Source organism: Pseudomonas sp. GL-RE-29 (assembly GCF_019947275.1).
In the GTDB taxonomy this organism is placed as follows: Bacteria; Pseudomonadota; Gammaproteobacteria; order Pseudomonadales; family Pseudomonadaceae; genus Aquipseudomonas; species Aquipseudomonas fluorescens_A.
This window is the reverse complement of the sequence record NZ_JAGYGD010000008.1, coordinates 1-18,985: the sequence shown is the minus strand read 5'-3', so window position 1 is coordinate 18,985 and position 18,985 is coordinate 1. Positions and strand designations below refer to the sequence as shown.

Here is an 18,985-nt window from a genome sequence, read left to right as displayed (position 1 = left end):
CCCCCTTTGCGGCAAGACCTGCGATTTAGAGAGGTTGACGCGATTTTTCGCGTCTGCGGATCCAGGGCAAACGACCCGGGACCAGCAACACAAAATTAGAAAACGATAGGAGCGAAACAATGAACAAGTCCACCTTGGCCCTGGCTGTGGCCGTAGGGGTTTTGGCGCAGCAAGCGAGCGCCGCCGGTTTCATCGAAGACAGCAAGGCTACTTTGGGCCTGCGTAACTTCTACATCAACCAGGACTTCCGTGACGGTAGCGCCGAGCCGAACAAGAACGAAGAATGGGGCCAAGGCTTCGATCTGCGTTTCATCTCCGGTTACACCCAAGGTCCCGTCGGCTTCGGTATTGATGCAATCGGCCTGTTGGGCGTGAAGCTGGATTCGGGCGGCGGCACCAACGGTGGTAGCGGCAACGCTTACGGCGGCACTGTGTTCCCGACCAAGTCCAACGGTGAATCGGTTGATGACTTCTCCAGCCTGGGCCTGACCGCCAAGGCCAAGGTTTCCCAGACCGAGCTGAAACTGGGCACCTTGCAGCCGAAAAACCCGGTCATCGTGACCAACGACGGTCGTCTGCTGCCGCAAACCTGGCAGGGTGGCCAGATCACTTCCGGCGACATCAAGGACTTGACCCTGGTCGGCGGTCAGATCGAGCAGGTCAAAGGTCGTAACTCGAGCAACAACCAACAGCTGTCGATCTCCGGTGCCAATGGTCGTACCGCCGCAGCACGTGACAGCAACAAGTTCATCTACGCCGGTGGTGACTACAAACTCACCAAAGACCTGACTGCCCAGTACTACTACGGCAAGCTGGAAGACTTCTACAAGCAGCACTTCCTGGGTCTGGTGCACAACTGGGCCATCGGCCCGGGCGTGTTGAAGTCCGACTTCCGTTACTTCAACAGCTCCGATGACGGCGCCAACGGTCACGATTCGTCGTACTACACCACCGGCAATTACAACGCGCCTAACGGTAAAGGCAAAGTCGACAACAACCTGTACAGCGGCCTGTTCCTGTACACCGTGGCCGGCCACACCTTCGGTGGCGGTTATCAGGTCAGCAACGGCAGCAGCGATTTCCCTTGGCTGAACCAGGGCGACGGTTCGTCGAACTACACCATCACCGACTCGCAAATCCAGAAGTTCGGTCGTGCCGGCGAGAAAACCTGGCAAGCACGCTACTCCTATGACTTCGCCAAGGTCGGCGTGCCTGGCCTGACGGCGGGTGTGGTTTACCTGCATGGTGATGACATCGACACCGTTAACGCTGCCGGTCGTCAAGCCGCCAACGGCGCTTCCGAGTGGGAACGCGACCTGACCGTGGGTTACGTTGTTCAGTCCGGCGCGCTGAAAAACCTCGGCCTGATGTGGAAAAACGCCACCTGGCGCACCGACCTGCCGAACACCCGTTCCCAGGACGAAAACCGCCTGATCGTCAGCTACTCGATCCCGCTGTTGTAACAGCTCCTACATGTGACAAAAAAAGCCCCGCCCGGCATTACGCCGGGCGGGGCTTTTGCGTTTCAAGACGGGGTCACCCCCGTAATCCCGCCTTGAAATTCCCTCTTTTGCAGCAACTCAAGGCCTTCTCGAACCTTATGGTCGATGTTCGGCGGGATGCGCAGGAGAGTCCAGTGAACAGATCTTTAATATTCTTTTTGGGTCTAAATAAATTGATATTTATTCTTTTTAATAGATAAAAAACACAGGCACAGTTGAGCTCATCAAGCACTCACAAGGAGCAGCACCATGAGCCTCAGACTCGGCGATATCGCCCCCGACTTCGAACAGGAATCCAGCGCCGGCACCATCCGTTTCCACCAGTGGCTGGGCGATAGCTGGGGCGTGCTGTTTTCCCACCCGGCCGACTTCACCCCGGTGTGCACCACCGAACTCGGCTTCACCGCCAAGTTGAAAGATGAATTCGCCAAGCGTGGGGTCAAGGCCATCGCGCTATCCGTCGACCCGGTGGATTCGCACCACCGCTGGATCGAAGACATCAACGAAACCCAGAACACCGTCGTCAACTTTCCAATCCTCGACGACGCCGACCGCAAGGTCTCCGATCTCTACGACCTGATCCATCCCAACGCCAACGACACCTTGACCGTACGTTCGCTATTCGTGATCGACCCGAACAAAAAGGTTCGCTTGACCATCACCTACCCGGCGAGCACTGGCCGTAACTTCAACGAAATCCTGCGGGTGATTGATTCGCTGCAACTCACTGACAACCACAAAGTGGCCACTCCGGCCAATTGGCAGGACGGTGATGACGTAGTGATCGTGCCATCGCTCAAGGATGAAGATGAAATCAAGCGACGCTTTCCGAAAGGCTATCGGGCGGTGAAACCGTATCTGCGCCTGACGCCGCAGCCAAATCGTTAATCACTTTTGTAGGAGCCGGCTTGCTGGCGATTAATGCAGCGCGGTGTCAGACATGGCGCCATCGCTGGCAAGCCAGCTCCTACAGGGGTTTGCACAAATCCACAAAGCAGGGGATTTCAGGCCGTTTTAACGGCCTGTTTTTTTGCCTGGAAGAAGCTGATTTTCATATCTCCTAAACGCATAACCAAATGAATAAATATGATTTATGGATATAACAATCACCTGTTAAGGTCACTCCCATCAAAGCGAGATCGCAGCCCGCGAATCGCCCACACCGTTTAAGGAAGTGTCTGAATGCTGGTCGTCTCACTCGGTGGCAGTCCGAGCCAACGCTCCCGTTCCGGGGTGCTGCTGGACCGCTCTCAACGCTGGTTGCAGGAGCAAGGTGTGGAAGTGGTGAGTTACCAGGTACGGGACTTCCCGGCCGAAGACTTGCTGCACGCACGCTTCGACAGCCCGAAGGTGATCGACCTGCTGCAACAGATTGAAAACGCCGATGGCCTGCTGATTGCCACGCCGGTTTACAAAGCATCGTTCTCCGGCGCATTGAAAACCGTGCTGGACTTGCTCCCCGAACGCGCCCTGGCACACAAAGTGGTTTTGCCAATGGCTACCGGCGGTAGCATCGCTCACATGCTGGCGGTGGATTACGCGCTCAAACCTGTGTTGTCAGCGTTGAAAGCCCAGGAAATGCTCCACGGGATTTTCGCCGTGGACAGCCAGATCGCTTATGGCGAAGGCAGTGCCCAGGCGCAGTTGGCGCCGGAGCTGGAACAAAGACTGAATGAGTCGCTGGAGTTGTTTTTCAGCGCCATGGCGCGACGGCCCAAGCCGCTCGACCCAAACCTGTTGAACGAACGTTTGTTGAGTGCTCGCTGGAGCATTTAAGCCACACCGATATTGATGTACTGGCCTTACTCGCCCGCTAACGGGCAAGCAGGTGCAGCCAACCCAACTGCAAAAAGGAGAGCGCCATGCGCCCTGTTATTTTGCGTCGTGGTCTGGTCGCTCTGTTTGCAGCGGCTGTAGCCTTCGGCGCCATTACTCAAGCTCAAGCTGAAACCCTGCGAATCGGCTATCAAAAATACGGCACCCTGGTGCTGCTCAAAGCCAAAGGCACCCTGGAAAAACGCCTCGCTGCCCAAGGCGTGGACGTGCAATGGACTGAATTCCCCGGTGGCCCGCAACTGCTCGAAGGCCTGAACGTCGGCTCCATCGACTTCGGCGTCACCGGCGAAACCCCGCCCGTGTTCGCTCAAGCGGCAGGTGCTGATCTGCTCTACGTCGCTTACGAACCACCAGCGCCGCACAGCGAAGCGATCCTGGTGCCGAAGGACTCGCCGATCAAATCGGTGGCGGACCTCAAGGGCAAGAAAGTCGTCCTGAACAAAGGCTCCAATGTGCACTACCTGCTGGTCCGCGCCCTGGAAGACGCCGGCCTCAAGTACACCGACATCCAGACCGTATTCCTGCCGCCGGCCGATGCCCGCGCTGCGTTTGAACGTGGCAGCGTCGACGCCTGGGTCATCTGGGACCCGTACCAGGCAGCCGCCGAACAGCAGCTGCACGCGCACACCCTGCGCGATGGTCAGGGCATCGTCGACAACCACCAGTTCTACCTGGCGACCAAGCCTTACGCGCAGAAAAATCCTGAGGTGATCAAGACCCTCGTGGAAGAAGTGCGCGCCGTCGGTGAATGGTCCAAGGCCAACCCGGAAGACGTGACCAAACAGGTTTCGCCACTGCTCGGCCTGCCGGCAGACATCACCCTGACTTCGGTGAAACGCCAAGGTTACGGCGCGCTGTTCCTGACCCCGGAAGTGGTCGCCGCGCAACAGAAAATCGCCGACAGCTTCTACCAGCTCAAGCTGATTCCGAAGCCGCTGAGCATCAAAGACGTGATCTGGACGCCACCGGCGGCCGTTGCCAAAGCCCAGTAATTAGAATCCCCAAGGAGACCACTCCATGAGCCTCAATATCTTCTGGTTCCTGCCTACCCACGGCGACGGCCATTACCTTGGCACCGCCGAAGGCGCTCGCGCCGTCGACCACGGTTACCTGCAACAAGTCGCGCAAGCGGCGGATCGCCTCGGCTTCGGCGGCGTGCTGATTCCTACCGGTCGTTCCTGCGAAGACTCGTGGCTGGTGGCGGCGTCGCTGATCCCGGTGACCCAGCGTTTGAAATTTCTTGTTGCCCTGCGCCCCGGGATCATTTCCCCGACGGTGGCGGCGCGTCAGGCGGCGACCCTGGATCGTTTGTCCGGCGGCCGCGCGCTGTTCAACCTGGTGACTGGTGGTGATCCGGAAGAGTTGGCCGGCGACGGACTGTTCCTCAGCCACGAAGACCGCTATCAGGCTTCGGTGGAATTTACCCGCATCTGGCGTCGCGTGCTGGAAGGCGAAACCGTGGATTACGACGGCCAGCACATCAGCGTGAAGGGCGCCAAGTTGCTCTATCCGCCGATCCAGCAACCGCGTCCACCGCTGTACTTCGGCGGCTCGTCGGAAGCGGCGCAGGACCTGGCAGCAGAGCAAGTGGAAATGGTCCTGACCTGGGGTGAGCCTCCGGCGGCTGTTGCCGAAAAGATTGAACAAGTGCGCGCCAAAGCCGCGAAGCTCGGTCGCACCGTGCGCTTCGGCATTCGTCTGCATGTGATCGTTCGTGAAACCAACGCCGAAGCCTGGCAAGCGGCGGATCGACTGATCTCGCACCTGGATGACGACACCATCGCTCGCGCCCAGGCTTCACTGGCGCGCTTCGATTCCGTCGGCCAGCAACGCATGGCTGCGCTGCACGGCGGCAGTCGTGACAACTTGGAAGTCAGCCCTAACCTGTGGGCCGGGGTCGGCCTGGTGCGCGGCGGTGCCGGTACGGCGTTGGTGGGCGATGGACCGACCGTGGCGGCACGCGTGAAGGAATACGCGGACTTGGGCATCGACACTTTTATCTTCTCCGGTTATCCACACCTGGAAGAGTCGTATCGCGTCGCCGAGTTGCTGTTCCCGCATCTGGACATCGAGCGTCCCGAGTTGCCGAAAAGCGCCGGTTACGTCAGTCCGTTCGGCGAGATGGTGGCCAACGACATCCTCCCTAAAGCCGCGTCGCAGAGCTGAGGCGCGCCATGAAGAAAATTATCCACAGCCTCGCGCCCTGGGCGTTGCCGGTGTTGCTGCTGGCGGTGTGGCAGTTGTCGGTGTCGGCGGGCTGGTTGTCGACGCGGATTCTGCCGGCACCGATCGCGGTGATCGAGGCCGGTGTGAGTCTGGTACGTAGCGGCGAAATCTGGACGCACCTGGCGATCAGTGGCTGGCGTGCCGCGCTGGGTTTCACCATCGGTGGCAGCATCGGGCTGGTATTGGGCTTCATCACTGGCCTGTCGAAATGGGGCGAACGCCTGCTCGACAGTTCGGTGCAAATGATCCGTAACGTGCCGCACCTGGCGTTGATTCCGCTGGTGATCCTGTGGTTCGGCATCGATGAGTCGGCGAAGATTTTCCTGGTGGCGTTGGGCACGTTGTTCCCGATTTACCTCAACACTTACCACGGCATCCGCAACGTCGATCCGGCGTTGGTGGAGATGTCGCGCAGCTATGGCTTGTCCAGTTTCAGCCTGTTCCGTCAGGTGATCCTGCCGGGTGCATTGCCTTCGATCCTGGTCGGTGTGCGCTTCGCCCTGGGCTTCATGTGGTTGACGCTGATCGTCGCGGAAACCATTTCCGCCAGCTCCGGCATTGGCTATCTGGCAATGAATGCCCGCGAATTCTTGCAGACCGACGTGGTGGTGCTGGCGATTCTGATGTACGCGGTGCTCGGCAAACTCGCCGACCTCGCAGCCCGTGGACTTGAACGCGTGTGGCTGCGCTGGCATCCGGCCTATCAGGTCGTCAAAGGGGGTGCCGCATGACGGCTCAACAACCTCCACGCTTGCTGCGCGGGATCCCGCTGGCAGTGCGCAATCTGCAAAAAACCTTTGGCTCGCGGCAGGTGCTGCGCGAGATCGATCTGCACATTCCGGCGGGCCAGTTCGTTGCGGTAGTCGGTCGTAGCGGTTGCGGCAAAAGCACCTTGCTGCGCTTGCTCGCTGGTCTCGATCAGCCCACCGGCGGTGAATTGCTCGCTGGTTCCGCACCGCTGAGCGAGGCGCGTGAAGACACTCGCTTGATGTTTCAGGAAGCGCGTTTGCTGCCGTGGAAAAAGATCATCGACAACGTTGGCCTCGGTCTCTCGGGCAACTGGCGGCCACAGGCGCTGGAAGCGTTGGAAGCGGTCGGCCTGGCGGATCGCGCCAATGAATGGCCGGCAGCCTTGTCCGGTGGACAAAAGCAGCGTGTGGCGCTGGCCCGTGCGCTGATCCATCAGCCGCGCTTGCTGTTGCTCGATGAACCGCTGGGCGCGCTGGATGCGTTGACGCGAATCGAGATGCAGCAACTGATTGAACGGCTCTGGCAGAAGCACGGCTTCACCGTGTTGCTGGTGACCCACGACGTCAGTGAAGCGGTGGCGATTGCCGATCGGGTGATCCTGATCGAAGACGGCGAAGTCGGCCTCGACCTGTACGTGGAACTGCCGCGCCCTCGGGTCCGCGGTTCCCATCGGCTGGCGGCGCTGGAAACCGAAGTCCTCAACCGCGTGCTGTCGCTCCCGGGTCAACCGCCGGAGCCGGAACCTGTTTCACCCTTGCCTACGCAGTTGCGGTGGGCGCAATAGAAGCAGCTGCGAGCTTCGAGCCGCAAGCTGCAAGTAGAAGTAGCTCTTTTACTTGCGGCTAGTAGCTTGCCGCTTACAGCTCATTTCGACCCCAGGAGAAATAACTATGACTATCAAAGCCATCAACGTACGCAACCAGTTCAAAGGCTCGATCAAGGAAATCGTCCTCGGCGACGTGCTGTCGGAAATCGACGTGCAGACCGCTTCCGGCATCGTCACTTCGGTCATCACCACCCGTTCGGTGAAAGAGCTGGAACTGGCGGTGGGCAGCGAAGTGATCGCGTTCGTGAAATCCACCGAGGTGTCGATCGCCAAGTTGTAAGGGCGTGGAAAGACAGTGAGACCGCGGCGCGACCATCGCGAGCAGGCTCACTCCCACAGGGTTTTGGGTTGGCCACACAATTTGTGTTCAACACCAATCCAATGTGGGAGTGAGCCTGCTCGCGATGGGGCCGGTGAGGCGGATAAAAATCAGGCAGGTTCAGCGCGCTTGTGCAGATAGGGCGGTAAGTACAAGCCGAGGTAAGCATCAAACACCCGCATCCCTTCCTCCGCCATACGCGGCGTAATCTGCCCGTGCTGCTGCACCGAGCGCGCATAAACGCGATCACCCAGTTCCATCGCCAATGCAAACACATCGACATCACCCGGCAACTTCGGCAGTTCGAAGTGATGGTCGAAGAGTTTGTGCATCAGGTCGCCGAGTTCGATGTCGTGCTGGCGGTCGGCCTGGGTGACTTCGGTCAGGCCGTGCTGGGCGAGGATCAACTGGCGGGCGGCGGCGTCTTCGCTGTAGATCGCCAGCATGCGCTGTTCCACCAGTCGCGACAGATCACGCCAGCCGCTTAGGGCGTGATGGTCGATGGGCGCTTGCAGGCAGGCGCGGAAGGCCGCGTGGACGTCGGCCGTCAAGGCTTCGAGCAGGGCCGGGACGCTGGCGAAAAAGTGGTAGACGGAGGAGGGCGGAATCTCCGCGCGCTCGGCGACGCTATAGATCGACAGACTGGCCACGCCCTCGGCGGCCAACAGCGTGCGGGCGGCATCGAGGATCGAATCGATCCGCGCCTGGCTGCGTGCGCGGGGTTTGCGAAGGGTGGCGGTGCGCGTCATTGGAGTCTCCTGCGGGGCAGGGGGCATTGTACGCAGAGCGGGCAGATGTTCCATATCTCAGGAGTGGAACATTGAACTTGTGGCGAGGGAGCTTGCTCCCGCTGGGCAGCGGAGCGGCCCCAAAACCAGTCAATGCGACATGCCTGACAGAATCGTCTCTCGAATTAACGGGAGTCCTTCGGCCTCCAGCGGGAGCAAGCTCCCTCGCCACAGGTTTTGTGTTGGCCATAAAAAAACGCCGTCGGCCTTAACAGCCAACGGCGTTCTTTTTACTGCAGCCGCTTAAACGGTATGCAGATACCAGTTGTACTCAAGGTCGGAGATGGAGTGTTCGAACTCCTCCAGCTCGCTCTCTTTGCACGCGACGAAGATATCGATGTACTTCGGATCGATGTACTTGGCCATGACTTCGCTGTCGTCCAGCTCACGCAGTGCATCGCGCAGGTTGTTCGGCAGGCTTTGCTCGTTCTGCTCGTAGCTGTTGCCTTCGACCGGAGCGCCAGGCTCGATCTTGTTGACCAGGCCGTGGTGCACGCCCGCCAGGACCGAAGCCATCAGCAGGTACGGGTTGGCATCGGCGCCGGCAACGCGGTGTTCCAGACGTACCGCGTCGGCGGAGCCAGTCGGTACGCGCAGGGCCACGGTGCGGTTGTCCAGGCCCCAGCTCGGCGAGTTCGGCACGTAGAACTGTGCGCCGAAACGACGGTAGGAGTTGACGTTCGGGCAGAGGAAAGCCATCTGCGCCGGTAGGGTCTCGAGCACACCGCCGATCGCGTGACGCAGCGCGGCGTTCTGCTCGGGATCCTCACTGGCAAAAATATTCTTGCCATCTTTGTCGAGAATCGAGATGTGGACGTGCAAACCGTTACCCGCCTGGCCTGGGTAAGGCTTGGCCATGAAGGTGGTGTCCATTTCATGGTCGTAGGCGATGTTCTTGATCAGGCGCTTGAGCAGGACGGCGTAGTCGCAAGCCTTGATCGGGTCGGCCACGTGGTGCAGGTTCACTTCGAACTGCGCCGGGGCACTTTCCTTGACGATGGCGTCGGCCGGAATGCCTTGCTCTTTCGCACCTTCCAGAATGTCCTGGAGGCAGTCGACGTATTCGTCGAGGTCGTCGATCAGGTAGACCTGTGTCGAGTGCGGACGTTTGCCGGACACTGGCGAGCGGGGTGGTTGCGGGCGACCGTTCACGTTCTCCTGGTCGATCAGGTAGAACTCCAGTTCGAACGCAGCGCAGATGGTCAGGCCCATCTCGTCGAACTTGCGCACGACATTAGCCAATACTTCCCGCGGGTCGGCAAAGAATGGCTGGCCTTCCAGTTCGTGCATGGTCATCAACAGTTGCGCGGTCGGGCGCTTCTGCCATGGCTCGTTGCACAGGGTGTCGGGGATTGGATAGCAGATTCGGTCAGCATCACCGATGTCCAGGCCCAGGCCGGTGCTTTCCACCGTAGAGCCATTGATATCCAGAGCAAATAGAGAGGCCGGCAGGTTGATGCCTTTCTCGTAAACCTTGTGGAGGCTGGTGCGTTCGATGCGCTTGCCGCGCACCACACCATTCATATCCGCAATCAGAAGGTCAACGTACAGAACCTCAGGATGTTCCTTAAGGAACGCGTTCGCTTCGTTAAGCTGAACGGCACGCGGGGGTACCGACATGATGCAACACCTTTGTTGTTAAAAATATCAATCATTGATCTCTTCGGATTCCAGTCAACCCGAACGGCATGCCGAAGTCAAGCAAGGCCTTTTTTGCCCTAAAAAAGCGCTCGCGTGGCTTTTTTGAGGCACTTTGGGGCGTTTTTATGCCCCTTGGCACTATGACGTCCGCAGGCTTGAGCGGGCCGTGTTGTATTTTTTACGGGGGTGTTGTGTAAAAAAATGAACAAGGCTAAGCTCGAATCAAACCCATAACAGCAATAATACCGGGGTGCTTCATGTCTCGCCTGCCGTTAAGCGGCGTCACCGACTGCTCTATGCAGAACGGTCTGAATGCTTATCACATCAGTGGCGACAATTCTGTTCGCGCCGTGGCCTCAATGGCTTCGGGCTCGTCGGTCATCCTCCCGTCCGTGATGGATGGACCGTCCCCGTCCGATATTCTGGACGGTTGCGAGAGCACCCCCTTTAGGGTTACTCCATTCAATATAGAACCGATTCACTATAGCGGCTTGGCTATCGCTCAGTACTCCGCTCGCGATTCTGCACGCCCGGCGTTTGGCGCGCGGTTTGGAAAAAACACGATAGCCTGTCGCATGCACGCATTTCAACGCGACGCCGATGCGTCAAACATCGCCTGACTCACGAGAGCCAGGAAACTCAAAGCCTAGAGGCATTTATGAGTCACAACCTCGACCAGCTCACCGATTGGTTGAAAGACCGCAAGATCACAGAAGTCGAATGCATGATCGCCGACTTGACCGGGATTACCCGGGGCAAGATTTCGCCGACCAACAAATTCATCGCCGAAAAGGGCATGCGCCTGCCAGAAAGTGTGTTGTTGCAGACCGTGACCGGCGATTACGTCGAAGACGACATCTATTACGAGCTGCTCGATCCGGCCGACATCGACATGATCTGCCGTCCCGACCAGAGCGCGGTGTACCTGGTGCCATGGGCCATCGAGCCGACCGCCATCGTCATCCACGACACCTACGACAAGCAGGGCAACCCGATCGAACTGTCGCCGCGCAACGTGCTCAAGAAGGTTTTGAAACTCTATTCCGACAAGGGCTGGCAGCCGATCGTGGCGCCGGAAATGGAGTTCTACCTGACCAAGCGCAGCGACGACCCGGACTATCCGCTGCAACCGCCAATCGGCCGTTCCGGACGCCCGGAAATCGGTCGCCAATCGTTCTCCATCGAAGCGGCCAACGAATTCGACCCGCTGTTCGAAGACGTCTACGACTGGTGCGAATTGCAGGAGCTGGACCTCGACACGCTGATCCACGAGGACGGCACGGCGCAGATGGAAATCAACTTCCGTCACGGCGATGCCTTGTCCCTGGCGGACCAGATCCTGGTGTTCAAACGCACCATGCGCGAGGCCGCGCTCAAACACAACGTGGCCGCCACGTTCATGGCCAAGCCCATGACCGGCGAGCCGGGCAGTGCCATGCACTTGCACCAGAGCATCATCGACCTCGAAACCGGCAAGAACATCTTCTCCAATGAAGACGGGACCATGAGCCAGTTGTTCCTGCACCACATCGGTGGCTTGCAGAAACTCATTCCCGAGCTGTTGCCGCTGTTCGCGCCCAATGTCAACTCGTTCCGCCGCTTCCTGCCGGACACCTCGGCACCGGTGAACGTGGAGTGGGGCGAAGAAAACCGCACCGTGGGCCTGCGGGTTCCGGATGCCGGGCCGCAAAACCGTCGGGTGGAAAACCGCCTGCCGGGCGCCGATGCCAACCCGTACCTGGCAATTGCCGCGAGCCTGCTCTGCGGCTACATCGGCATGGTCGAAGGCCTGAACCCGAGTGCACCGGTGGTGGGCCGTGGCTATGAACGCCGCAACCTGCGCCTGCCACTGACCATCGAAGATGCGTTGGAGCGCATGGAGAACAGCTCAATCATCGAGAAGTACCTGGGCAAAAATTTCATCACTGGCTACGTCGCGGTCAAGCGGGCCGAGCATGAAAACTTCAAGCGCGTCATCAGTTCGTGGGAACGGGAATTCCTGCTTTTTGCCGTCTGATGCGCCGGGCGCCGTTGTCTTCCGGCGGCGCCTTCACCTGGATTTTTTAGGAGATTCGTATGACCAGCAACAACCCGCAAACCCGTGAATGGCAAACCCTGAGCAATGATCACCACCTGGCGCCGTTCAGCGACTTCAAGCAGCTGAAAGAGAAAGGCCCGCGGATCATCACCAACGCCAAGGGCGTCTACCTGTGGGACAGCGAAGGCAACAAGATCCTCGACGGCATGGCCGGCCTGTGGTGCGTGGCCATCGGTTACGGTCGCGATGAACTGGCCGATGCCGCCAGCAAGCAAATGCGCGAACTGCCGTATTACAACCTGTTCTTCCAGACCGCTCACCCACCGGTACTGGAACTGGCCAAGGCCATCGCCGACATCGCCCCGGAAGGCATGAACCACGTGTTCTTCACCGGTTCCGGCTCCGAAGGCAACGACACCATGCTGCGTATGGTTCGTCACTACTGGGCGATCAAGGGCCAGCCGAAGAAGAAAGTTATCATCAGCCGCAAGAACGGCTATCACGGTTCCACCGTGGCCGGCGCGAGCCTGGGCGGCATGACGTACATGCACGAACAGGGCGACTTGCCGATCCCGGGCATCGTTCACATTGCGCAGCCTTATTGGTTCGCCGAAGGCGGCGAAATGACCCCGGAAGAGTTCGGTGTCTGGGCGGCCAATCAACTGGAAGAGAAGATTCTGGAAGTCGGCGTCGACAACGTCGGTGCCTTTATTGCTGAGCCGATCCAGGGCGCGGGCGGCGTGATCATTCCGCCAGAGACCTACTGGCCGCGCATCAAGGAGATCCTCGCCAAGTACGACATCCTGTTCGTGGCGGACGAAGTGATCTGTGGTTTCGGCCGCACTGGTGAGTGGTTCGGCAGCGATTTCTACGGCCTCAAGCCCGACATGATGACCATCGCCAAAGGCCTGACTTCCGGCTACATCCCGATGGGTGGCCTGATCGTGCGGGACGAAGTGGTGGACGTGCTCAACGAAGGTGGTGATTTCAACCACGGCTTCACCTACTCCGGTCACCCGGTGGCGGCGGCGGTGGCGCTGGAAAACATCCGCATCATGCGCGACGAAAAAATTATCGAACGCGTGCACAACGAAACGGCACCGTATTTGCAAAAGCGTCTGCGGGAACTGAACGATCATCCATTGGTGGGCGAAGTTCGTGGAGTAGGTCTGTTGGGGGCCATCGAACTGGTTCAGGACAAAGCCACTCGCAAGCGCTACGAAGGCAAGGGCGTTGGCATGATCTGCCGGCAGTTCTGCTTCGATAACGGGCTGATCATGCGCGCCGTGGGCGACACCATGATCATCGCTCCACCGCTGGTGATCACGCCGGCGGAAATCGATGAGTTGGTTGCCAAGGCGCGCAAGTGCCTGGACCTGACCCTGAGTGCGTTGCAGGGCTAAGTGCTAGGCTCTGAGCGGGAGTCATGAAACTTTCGCTCAGAGCCGTCAGAAAGGCTGGCCTTTCCTTGAAAGACCGCCTCGGATCTTGCCAGACTAGCCGCGGTTCCAGTTGTCCGGGTTCGGCCGCTGAACAAAGTGGTTCAAAAAAGAAAAATTTGGAGCATTACGCATGAAGGCATTAGGAAAAAAGCTTGCTGGCAAGACACTCCTCGCCATGTCCCTGATGGGCATTATGGCGGGTGCGGTTCAGGCGGACGACAAGGTGTTGCACGTCTATAACTGGTCCGATTACATCGCCCCGGACACCATCAAGAAGTTCGAAGACGAGTCGGGTATCAAAGTCGTCTACGACGTGTTCGACAGTAACGAAACCCTCGAAGCCAAGTTGCTGGCAGGCAAGTCCGGTTACGACATCGTCGTCCCGTCGAACAACTTCCTGGCCAAGCAAATCAAGGCTGGCGTCTACCAGACGCTGGACAAATCCAAGCTGCCTAACTGGAAAAACCTGAATACCGACCTGCTCAAAGCGGTATCGGTCAGCGACCCGGGCAACGAACACGCCTTCCCGTACATGTGGGGTTCGATCGGCATCGGCTTCAACGCCGAGAAGGTCAAGGCTGCACTGGGTGCCGATGCACCGACCAATTCCTGGGACCTGCTGTTCAAACCTGAAAACGCCGCCAAGTTGAAGTCGTGCGGTATCAGTTTCCTCGACTCGCCGACCGAGATGATTCCGGTGGCGTTGCATTACCTGGGCTATCCAACCGACAGCCAGGACAAAAAACAACTGGCTGAAGCCGAAGCGCTGTTCCTGAAAATTCGTCCTTCGGTGGGCTACTTCCACTCGTCCAAGTACATCTCCGACCTGGCCAACGGCAACATCTGCGTAGCCGTGGGCTACTCGGGTGACATCTACCAGGCCAAGTCCCGCGCGGCTGAAGCCGGTGACAAAGTTAAAGTCAGCTACAACATTCCGAAAGAAGGTGCCGGCAGCTTCTACGACATGGTCGCCATCCCTAAAGATGCCGAAAACGTCGAAGGCGCCTACAAGTTCATGACCTTCCTGCAGAAGCCGGAAATCATGGCTGAAATCACCAACGCCGTACGTTTCCCGAACGGCAACGCGGCGGCCACCCCGTTGGTTGAAAAAGAAATCACCGACGACCCAGGCATCTACCCGCCAGCGGACGTGCTGGCCAAGCTGTACGCGATTGCCGACCTGCCGGCCGCCACCCAGCGGATCCTGACTCGCAGCTGGACCAAGATCAAATCCGGTAAATAAGCCGGTTTGAGGCAATAACCTGTTGTCGCTGCCTGCGCGGTGGCGGCAACAGGATTAATTAAATGACAGAAAGTTTTGCTGGAACGGTTTTTCGAGGGTAAGTTGCGCGCCGGTTTTGTTGCCAGGCAGCCACGGCTGTCATGTAACACGGGGCAACTTGGGCCCAACTAATTTTAGAGGACCTCCACTTGCCTATTTTTTCTATGTTGCGCAATGCCATGCTGGTCGCTGCCGGGTTGACGCTTGCCGTCAATGTTCAAGCTGCCGGTACCGTGCATATTTATAACTGGTCGGACTATATCGGCGAGACCACCCTGGCCGACTTCCAGAAAGAGACCGGGATCAAACCGGTGTATGACGTTTTTGATTCCAACGAAACCCTGGAAGGCAAGTTGCTGGCCGGACGTACCGGTTATGACGTAGTCGTGCCGTCCAACCACTTCCTTGGCAAACAGATCAAGGCCGGTGCCTTCCAGAAACTCGACAAGTCCAAACTGCCGAATTACTCGAACCTCGACCCGGTGCTGCTCAAGCGCCTGGAGCAAAACGATCCGGGTAACCTGTACGCCGTACCGTACCTGTGGGGCACCAACGGCATCGGTTACAACGTCGACAAGATCAAGGAAGTGCTGGGCGTCGACAAGATCGACTCCTGGGCAGCGGTCTTCGAACCGGAGAACATCAAGAAACTGCACAGCTGCGGCGTAGCGTTCCTCGATTCCGCCGATGAGATGATGCCGACGGTCCTTAACTACATGGGCCTGAATGCCAACAGCACCAACCCCGAAGACTACAAAAAGGCCGAAGCCAAGTTGCTGGCGGTGCGGCCTTACGTGACTTACTTCCACTCTTCCAAATACATCGCCGATCTGGCGAACGGCGATATCTGTATCGCCATCGGTTTCTCCGGCGACATGTTCCAGGCCAAGAACCGCGCCGAAGAAGCCAAGAAAGGTGTGAACATCGCCTACTCGATTCCGAAAGAGGGCGGTGCGCTCTGGTTTGACATGCTGGCGATTCCAAAAGACTCGGCCAACGTCAAAGAGGCTCATGCGTTCATCAACTATTTGCTGAAACCTGAGGTGATCGCCCAGGTCAGTGATTACGTCGGCTACGCCAACCCTAACCCGGGGTCGGACAAACTGATGGAACAGGCCATTCGCACCGACGAAGCGGTTTATCCACCGCAAGCCGTGCTCGACAAGACCTACGTGTCCATCGAGTTACCACCAAACATTCAACGTTTGATGACCCGCAGCTGGACCAAGGTCAAGTCGGGCAAATAGCTTCAAGGTTCAAACTATCCAAGGTTGGCTCACCTTGAGCGAACTGCACTCTTTTTTTCTGGGAGTTTCGTAAATGGCAGTTGCCTCCGGCGCCTATAAGAAAGCCCTCGAGGGCGACCAGTCACCTAAACAGGTGCTGGTCAAAATCGACCGGGTCACGAAGAAGTTCGACGAGACGATTGCCGTGGACGATGTGTCCCTGGAAATCAAGAAAGGCGAGATTTTCGCCCTGCTCGGCGGTTCGGGATCGGGCAAGTCCACCCTGCTGCGCATGCTCGCAGGTTTCGAACGGCCCACGGAGGGGCGCATTTTCCTCGATGGCGTAGACATCACCGACATGCCGCCGTACGAGCGGCCGATCAACATGATGTTCCAGTCCTACGCCTTGTTCCCGCACATGACCGTGGCGCAGAACATCGCTTTCGGCCTCAAGCAGGACAAGCTTCCCGCTGCTGAAGTTGATGCCCGCGTGGCCGACATGCTCAAGCTGGTGCAAATGAGCCAGTACGCCAAGCGCAAGCCGCATCAGTTGTCCGGTGGCCAGCGCCAGCGTGTGGCCCTGGCCCGTTCGCTGGCCAAGCGCCCGAAGCTGTTGCTGCTGGACGAGCCGATGGGTGCACTGGACAAGAAGCTGCGTTCGCAAATGCAACTGGAGTTGGTCGAGATCATCGAGCGCGTCGGCGTAACCTGCGTCATGGTGACCCACGACCAGGAAGAGGCCATGACCATGGCCGAGCGCATCGCGATCATGCACCTGGGCTGGATCGCCCAGATCGGCAGCCCGATCGACATCTACGAAACCCCGACCAGCCGCCTGGTCTGCGAGTTCATCGGCAACGTCAACATCTTCGACGGTGAAGTGATCGACGACGCCGAGGGCCACGCGATCATCACCTGCAAGGACCTCGACCGGAAGATTTATGTGGGCCACGGCATCAGCACTTCGGTGCAAGACAAATCCGTGACCTACGCGATCCGTCCGGAAAAACTGCTCGTCACGCCGACCCAACCGACCTGCGAATACAACTGGTCCAGCGGCAAGGTCCACGACATCGCTTACCTCGGCGGCCACTCGGTGTTCTACGTCGAGTTGCCGAGCGGCAAGATCGTCCAGTCGTTCGTGGCCAACGCCGAGCGTCGCGGTGCTCGTCCGACCTGGGGTGATCAGGTTTACGTGTATTGGGAAGACGATAGCGGCGTGGTACTTCGCTCATGAACATGCGCAAATTCAAACGCCGCCTCAATCGAATAATTCCCGGTGGCCGCCAGTTGGTCATCGGGGTTCCGTTCATTTGGCTGTTCCTGTTCTTCATGTTGCCGTTCTTCATCGTCCTGAAGATCAGCTTCGCCGAAGCCGACGTGGCCATCCCGCCGTACACCGAAATCTACAGCTACGCCGAACAGAAGTTGCAGGTGCTGCTCAACCTCGGCAACTACGCGATGCTGGGCGACGACGAGTTGTACATCGCCGCGTACCTCGGCTCGTTGAAGATGGCGCTGATCAGCACCATCCTCTGCCTGGTGATCGGCTACCCGATGGCCTACGCCATCGCCAGCGCCCGTAAAGAACTGCAAACGGTGCTGGTGTTGCTGATCATGATGCCGACCTGGACCGCGATCCTGATCCGCGTGTATGCGTGGATGGGCATCCTCAGCAACAACGGTCTGCTCAACGGTTTCCTGATGACCATGGGCTGGATCGACGAACCGCTGCAGATCCTCAACACCAACCTCGCGGTGTATATCGGCGTCGTATATTCGTACCTGCCGTTCATGATCCTGCCGCTGTACGCCAACCTGGTGAAGCACGACAACAGCTTGCTGGAAGCCGCGTCGGACCTGGGCTCAAGCACGTTCAACAGCTTCTGGAAGATCACCATTCCGCTGTCGAAAAACGGCATCATCGCCGGCTGCATGCTGGTGTTCATCCCGGTGGTGGGTGAGTTCGTGATCCCGGAACTGCTCGGCGGCCCGGAAACCCTGATGATCGGTAAAGTGCTGTGGCAAGAGTTCTTCAACAACCGTGACTGGCCGGTGGCGTCTGCCCTGGCGGTGGTGATGCTGGCGATCCTGATCGTGCCGATCATCCTGTTCAACCGTAGCCAAGCCAAAGAGATGGAGGGCAAGGAATGAAGCGCTTCCGTTTCTCGAGTTTCATGCTGGTAGCGGGATTGCTGTTCATCTACGCGCCGATGCTGATCCTGGTCATCTACTCGTTCAACGCCTCCAAACTGGTGACGGTGTGGGGCGGCTGGTCGATCAAGTGGTACGTCGGCCTGATGGATAACACGCAACTGATGGGTTCGGTGGTGCGCTCGCTGGAAATCGCCTGCTACACGGCGATTGCGGCGGTGGCGCTGGGTACATTGGCCGCGTTTGTCCTGACCCGCATCACCCACTTCAAGGGTCGCACGCTGTTCGGTGGCTTGGTCACTGCGCCGCTGGTAATGCCAGAAGTCATCACCGGCCTGTCGCTGTTGCTGCTGTTCGTGGCCATGGCGCAGATGATCGGCTGGCCGCAGGAACGCGGCATCGTCACCATCTGGATCGCCCACACGACGTTCTGTGCGGCGTATGTGGCGGTGGTGGTGTCGGCGCGCCTGCGTGAGCTGGACCTGTCCATCGAAGAAGCGGCCATGGACCTTGGTGCGCGGCCGTGGAAGGTGTTCTTCCTGATCACCATTCCAATGATCGCGCCATCCCTGGGTGCCGGTGGCATGATGTCGTTTGCCCTGTCGCTGGATGACCTGGTGTTGGCGAGCTTCGTGTCGGGCCCGGGTTCCACCACGCTGCCGATGGAAGTGTTCTCGGCGGTGCGACTGGGCGTGAAGCCGGAGATCAACGCCGTGGCCAGCCTGATTCTGCTGGCGGTGTCGCTGATGACCTTCCTGGTCTGGTTCTTCAGCCGTCGCGCTGAAGAAGCGCGCAAGCGTGCAATCCAGCAAGCCATCGAAGAAAGCGCGGCCGATTCGTGGAAGCAACCGGACGTGCGTCGCGCGCAGGCGCCGGAAGCGGCCTGAACCGGAAACCTCTGTAGGAGCCGGCTTGCTGGCGATGGTGTGTCAGTCACATTGATTTCGACTGACAC

At 58.8% G+C, this 18,985-nt stretch carries 18 protein-coding genes; 16 read left to right on the top strand and 2 right to left on the bottom strand.

From position 1 onward, the window contains the following. The first annotated feature begins 119 nt into the window (after window positions 1-119). From KGB21_RS08960 to KGB21_RS08925, 8 genes are all read left to right on the top strand, one after another. Window positions 120-1,463, top strand: a complete 1,344-nt coding sequence (locus KGB21_RS08960) for an OprD family porin (protein ID WP_034147629.1) — start codon at window positions 120-122, stop codon at window positions 1,461-1,463. Between the two features lie 288 nt (window positions 1,464-1,751). Next, entirely contained in the window at window positions 1,752-2,390 is a 639-nt protein-coding gene (locus tag KGB21_RS08955) for a peroxiredoxin (RefSeq protein ID WP_034147628.1), read from the top strand. A gap of 294 nt (window positions 2,391-2,684) precedes the next feature. Further along, window positions 2,685-3,278 (top strand): NADPH-dependent FMN reductase, encoded by a 594-nt coding sequence (gene ssuE, locus KGB21_RS08950; RefSeq protein WP_034147627.1) that lies wholly within the window; start codon window positions 2,685-2,687, stop codon window positions 3,276-3,278. 86 nt (window positions 3,279-3,364) lie between these two features. Continuing rightward, on the top strand, window positions 3,365-4,330 hold the full coding sequence (locus tag KGB21_RS08945) for a sulfonate ABC transporter substrate-binding protein (RefSeq protein ID WP_223504819.1): 966 nt from the start codon (window positions 3,365-3,367) through the stop codon (window positions 4,328-4,330). Between the two features lie 25 nt (window positions 4,331-4,355). Beyond that, window positions 4,356-5,504 (top strand): FMNH2-dependent alkanesulfonate monooxygenase, encoded by a 1,149-nt coding sequence (gene ssuD / locus KGB21_RS08940; RefSeq protein ID WP_223504817.1) that lies wholly within the window; start codon window positions 4,356-4,358, stop codon window positions 5,502-5,504. Window positions 5,505-5,512: 8 nt separating this feature from the next. Then, complete coding sequence (ssuC, locus tag KGB21_RS08935; RefSeq protein ID WP_223504815.1) at window positions 5,513-6,295, top strand: aliphatic sulfonate ABC transporter permease SsuC; 783 nt, start codon at window positions 5,513-5,515, stop codon at window positions 6,293-6,295. Beyond that, entirely contained in the window at window positions 6,292-7,098 is an 807-nt protein-coding gene (gene ssuB / locus KGB21_RS08930) for an aliphatic sulfonates ABC transporter ATP-binding protein (protein WP_034147624.1), read from the top strand. Before ssuC ends, ssuB begins: the two co-directional genes overlap by 4 nt. Window positions 7,099-7,204: 106 nt before the next feature. Then, complete coding sequence (locus KGB21_RS08925; RefSeq protein ID WP_007967989.1) at window positions 7,205-7,420, top strand: molybdopterin-binding protein; 216 nt, start codon at window positions 7,205-7,207, stop codon at window positions 7,418-7,420. Window positions 7,421-7,569: 149 nt separating this feature from the next. Here the strand turns inward: KGB21_RS08925 and KGB21_RS08920 are convergent, their stop codons facing one another. Further along, window positions 7,570-8,208 (bottom strand): TetR/AcrR family transcriptional regulator, encoded by a 639-nt coding sequence (locus tag KGB21_RS08920; protein WP_223504813.1) that lies wholly within the window; start codon window positions 8,206-8,208, stop codon window positions 7,570-7,572. Window positions 8,209-8,490: 282 nt separating this feature from the next. Beyond that, window positions 8,491-9,867 (bottom strand): glutamine synthetase family protein, encoded by a 1,377-nt coding sequence (locus KGB21_RS08915; RefSeq protein WP_034147622.1) that lies wholly within the window; start codon window positions 9,865-9,867, stop codon window positions 8,491-8,493. 278 nt (window positions 9,868-10,145) lie between these two features. Between KGB21_RS08915 and KGB21_RS08910 the strand changes: the two genes are divergently transcribed. The 8 genes from KGB21_RS08910 (at window position 10,146) to KGB21_RS08875 (ending at window position 18,917) form a co-directional block, all read left to right on the top strand. Beyond that, a complete protein-coding gene (locus KGB21_RS08910; protein WP_223504811.1) occupies window positions 10,146-10,508 on the top strand; it encodes a glutamine amidotransferase in 363 nt (120 codons plus the stop codon). A 38-nt stretch (window positions 10,509-10,546) separates the two neighbouring features. Then, a complete protein-coding gene (locus KGB21_RS08905) occupies window positions 10,547-11,905 on the top strand; it encodes a glutamine synthetase family protein (RefSeq protein ID WP_223504809.1) in 1,359 nt (452 codons plus the stop codon). A gap of 59 nt (window positions 11,906-11,964) precedes the next feature. Beyond that, window positions 11,965-13,329, top strand: coding sequence for an aspartate aminotransferase family protein (locus tag KGB21_RS08900; RefSeq protein ID WP_034147620.1), 1,365 nt, complete (start codon window positions 11,965-11,967; stop codon window positions 13,327-13,329). A gap of 169 nt (window positions 13,330-13,498) precedes the next feature. After that, window positions 13,499-14,611, top strand: coding sequence for a polyamine ABC transporter substrate-binding protein (locus tag KGB21_RS08895; protein WP_223504807.1), 1,113 nt, complete (start codon window positions 13,499-13,501; stop codon window positions 14,609-14,611). Window positions 14,612-14,799: 188 nt separating this feature from the next. Continuing rightward, window positions 14,800-15,897: a polyamine ABC transporter substrate-binding protein gene (locus tag KGB21_RS08890; protein ID WP_317846718.1), complete on the top strand. Its 1,098-nt coding sequence runs from the start codon at window positions 14,800-14,802 to the stop codon at window positions 15,895-15,897. A 73-nt stretch (window positions 15,898-15,970) separates the two neighbouring features. Next, window positions 15,971-17,113 (top strand): ABC transporter ATP-binding protein, encoded by a 1,143-nt coding sequence (locus KGB21_RS08885; RefSeq protein ID WP_034147617.1) that lies wholly within the window; start codon window positions 15,971-15,973, stop codon window positions 17,111-17,113. A gap of 35 nt (window positions 17,114-17,148) precedes the next feature. Further along, window positions 17,149-18,030, top strand: coding sequence for an ABC transporter permease subunit (locus KGB21_RS08880; protein ID WP_172668653.1), 882 nt, complete (start codon window positions 17,149-17,151; stop codon window positions 18,028-18,030). Continuing rightward, the gene (locus KGB21_RS08875; RefSeq protein ID WP_034147615.1) at window positions 18,027-18,917 is read left to right on the top strand and encodes an ABC transporter permease subunit; all 891 of its coding nucleotides are present in this window, start codon (window positions 18,027-18,029) and stop codon (window positions 18,915-18,917) included. The genes KGB21_RS08880 and KGB21_RS08875 overlap by 4 nt, the downstream gene beginning before the upstream one ends. Window positions 18,918-18,985: the final 68 nt, after the last annotated feature.

Excerpts from the sequence above, each read along its gene's own strand:
- KGB21_RS08945 (WP_223504819.1), top strand. The coding sequence starts at position 3,365 with ATGCGCCCTGTTATTTTGCGTCGTGGTCTGGTCGCTCTGTTTGCAGCG.
- KGB21_RS08960 (WP_034147629.1), top strand. The coding sequence starts at position 120 with ATGAACAAGTCCACCTTGGCCCTGGCTGTGGCCGTAGGGGTTTTGGCG.
- KGB21_RS08920 (WP_223504813.1), bottom strand. The coding sequence starts at position 8,208 with ATGACGCGCACCGCCACCCTTCGCAAACCCCGCGCACGCAGCCAGGCG.
- KGB21_RS08955 (WP_034147628.1), top strand. The coding sequence starts at position 1,752 with ATGAGCCTCAGACTCGGCGATATCGCCCCCGACTTCGAACAGGAATCC.
- KGB21_RS08910 (WP_223504811.1), top strand. The coding sequence starts at position 10,146 with ATGTCTCGCCTGCCGTTAAGCGGCGTCACCGACTGCTCTATGCAGAAC.
- ssuE (WP_034147627.1), top strand. The coding sequence starts at position 2,685 with ATGCTGGTCGTCTCACTCGGTGGCAGTCCGAGCCAACGCTCCCGTTCC.
- ssuB (WP_034147624.1), top strand. The coding sequence starts at position 6,292 with ATGACGGCTCAACAACCTCCACGCTTGCTGCGCGGGATCCCGCTGGCA.
- KGB21_RS08875 (WP_034147615.1), top strand. The coding sequence starts at position 18,027 with ATGAAGCGCTTCCGTTTCTCGAGTTTCATGCTGGTAGCGGGATTGCTG.
- KGB21_RS08885 (WP_034147617.1), top strand. The coding sequence starts at position 15,971 with ATGGCAGTTGCCTCCGGCGCCTATAAGAAAGCCCTCGAGGGCGACCAG.
- KGB21_RS08895 (WP_223504807.1), top strand. The coding sequence starts at position 13,499 with ATGAAGGCATTAGGAAAAAAGCTTGCTGGCAAGACACTCCTCGCCATG.
- ssuC (WP_223504815.1), top strand. The coding sequence starts at position 5,513 with ATGAAGAAAATTATCCACAGCCTCGCGCCCTGGGCGTTGCCGGTGTTG.
- ssuD (WP_223504817.1), top strand. The coding sequence starts at position 4,356 with ATGAGCCTCAATATCTTCTGGTTCCTGCCTACCCACGGCGACGGCCAT.
- KGB21_RS08925 (WP_007967989.1), top strand. The coding sequence starts at position 7,205 with ATGACTATCAAAGCCATCAACGTACGCAACCAGTTCAAAGGCTCGATC.
- KGB21_RS08900 (WP_034147620.1), top strand. The coding sequence starts at position 11,965 with ATGACCAGCAACAACCCGCAAACCCGTGAATGGCAAACCCTGAGCAAT.
- KGB21_RS08905 (WP_223504809.1), top strand. The coding sequence starts at position 10,547 with ATGAGTCACAACCTCGACCAGCTCACCGATTGGTTGAAAGACCGCAAG.
- KGB21_RS08915 (WP_034147622.1), bottom strand. The coding sequence starts at position 9,867 with ATGTCGGTACCCCCGCGTGCCGTTCAGCTTAACGAAGCGAACGCGTTC.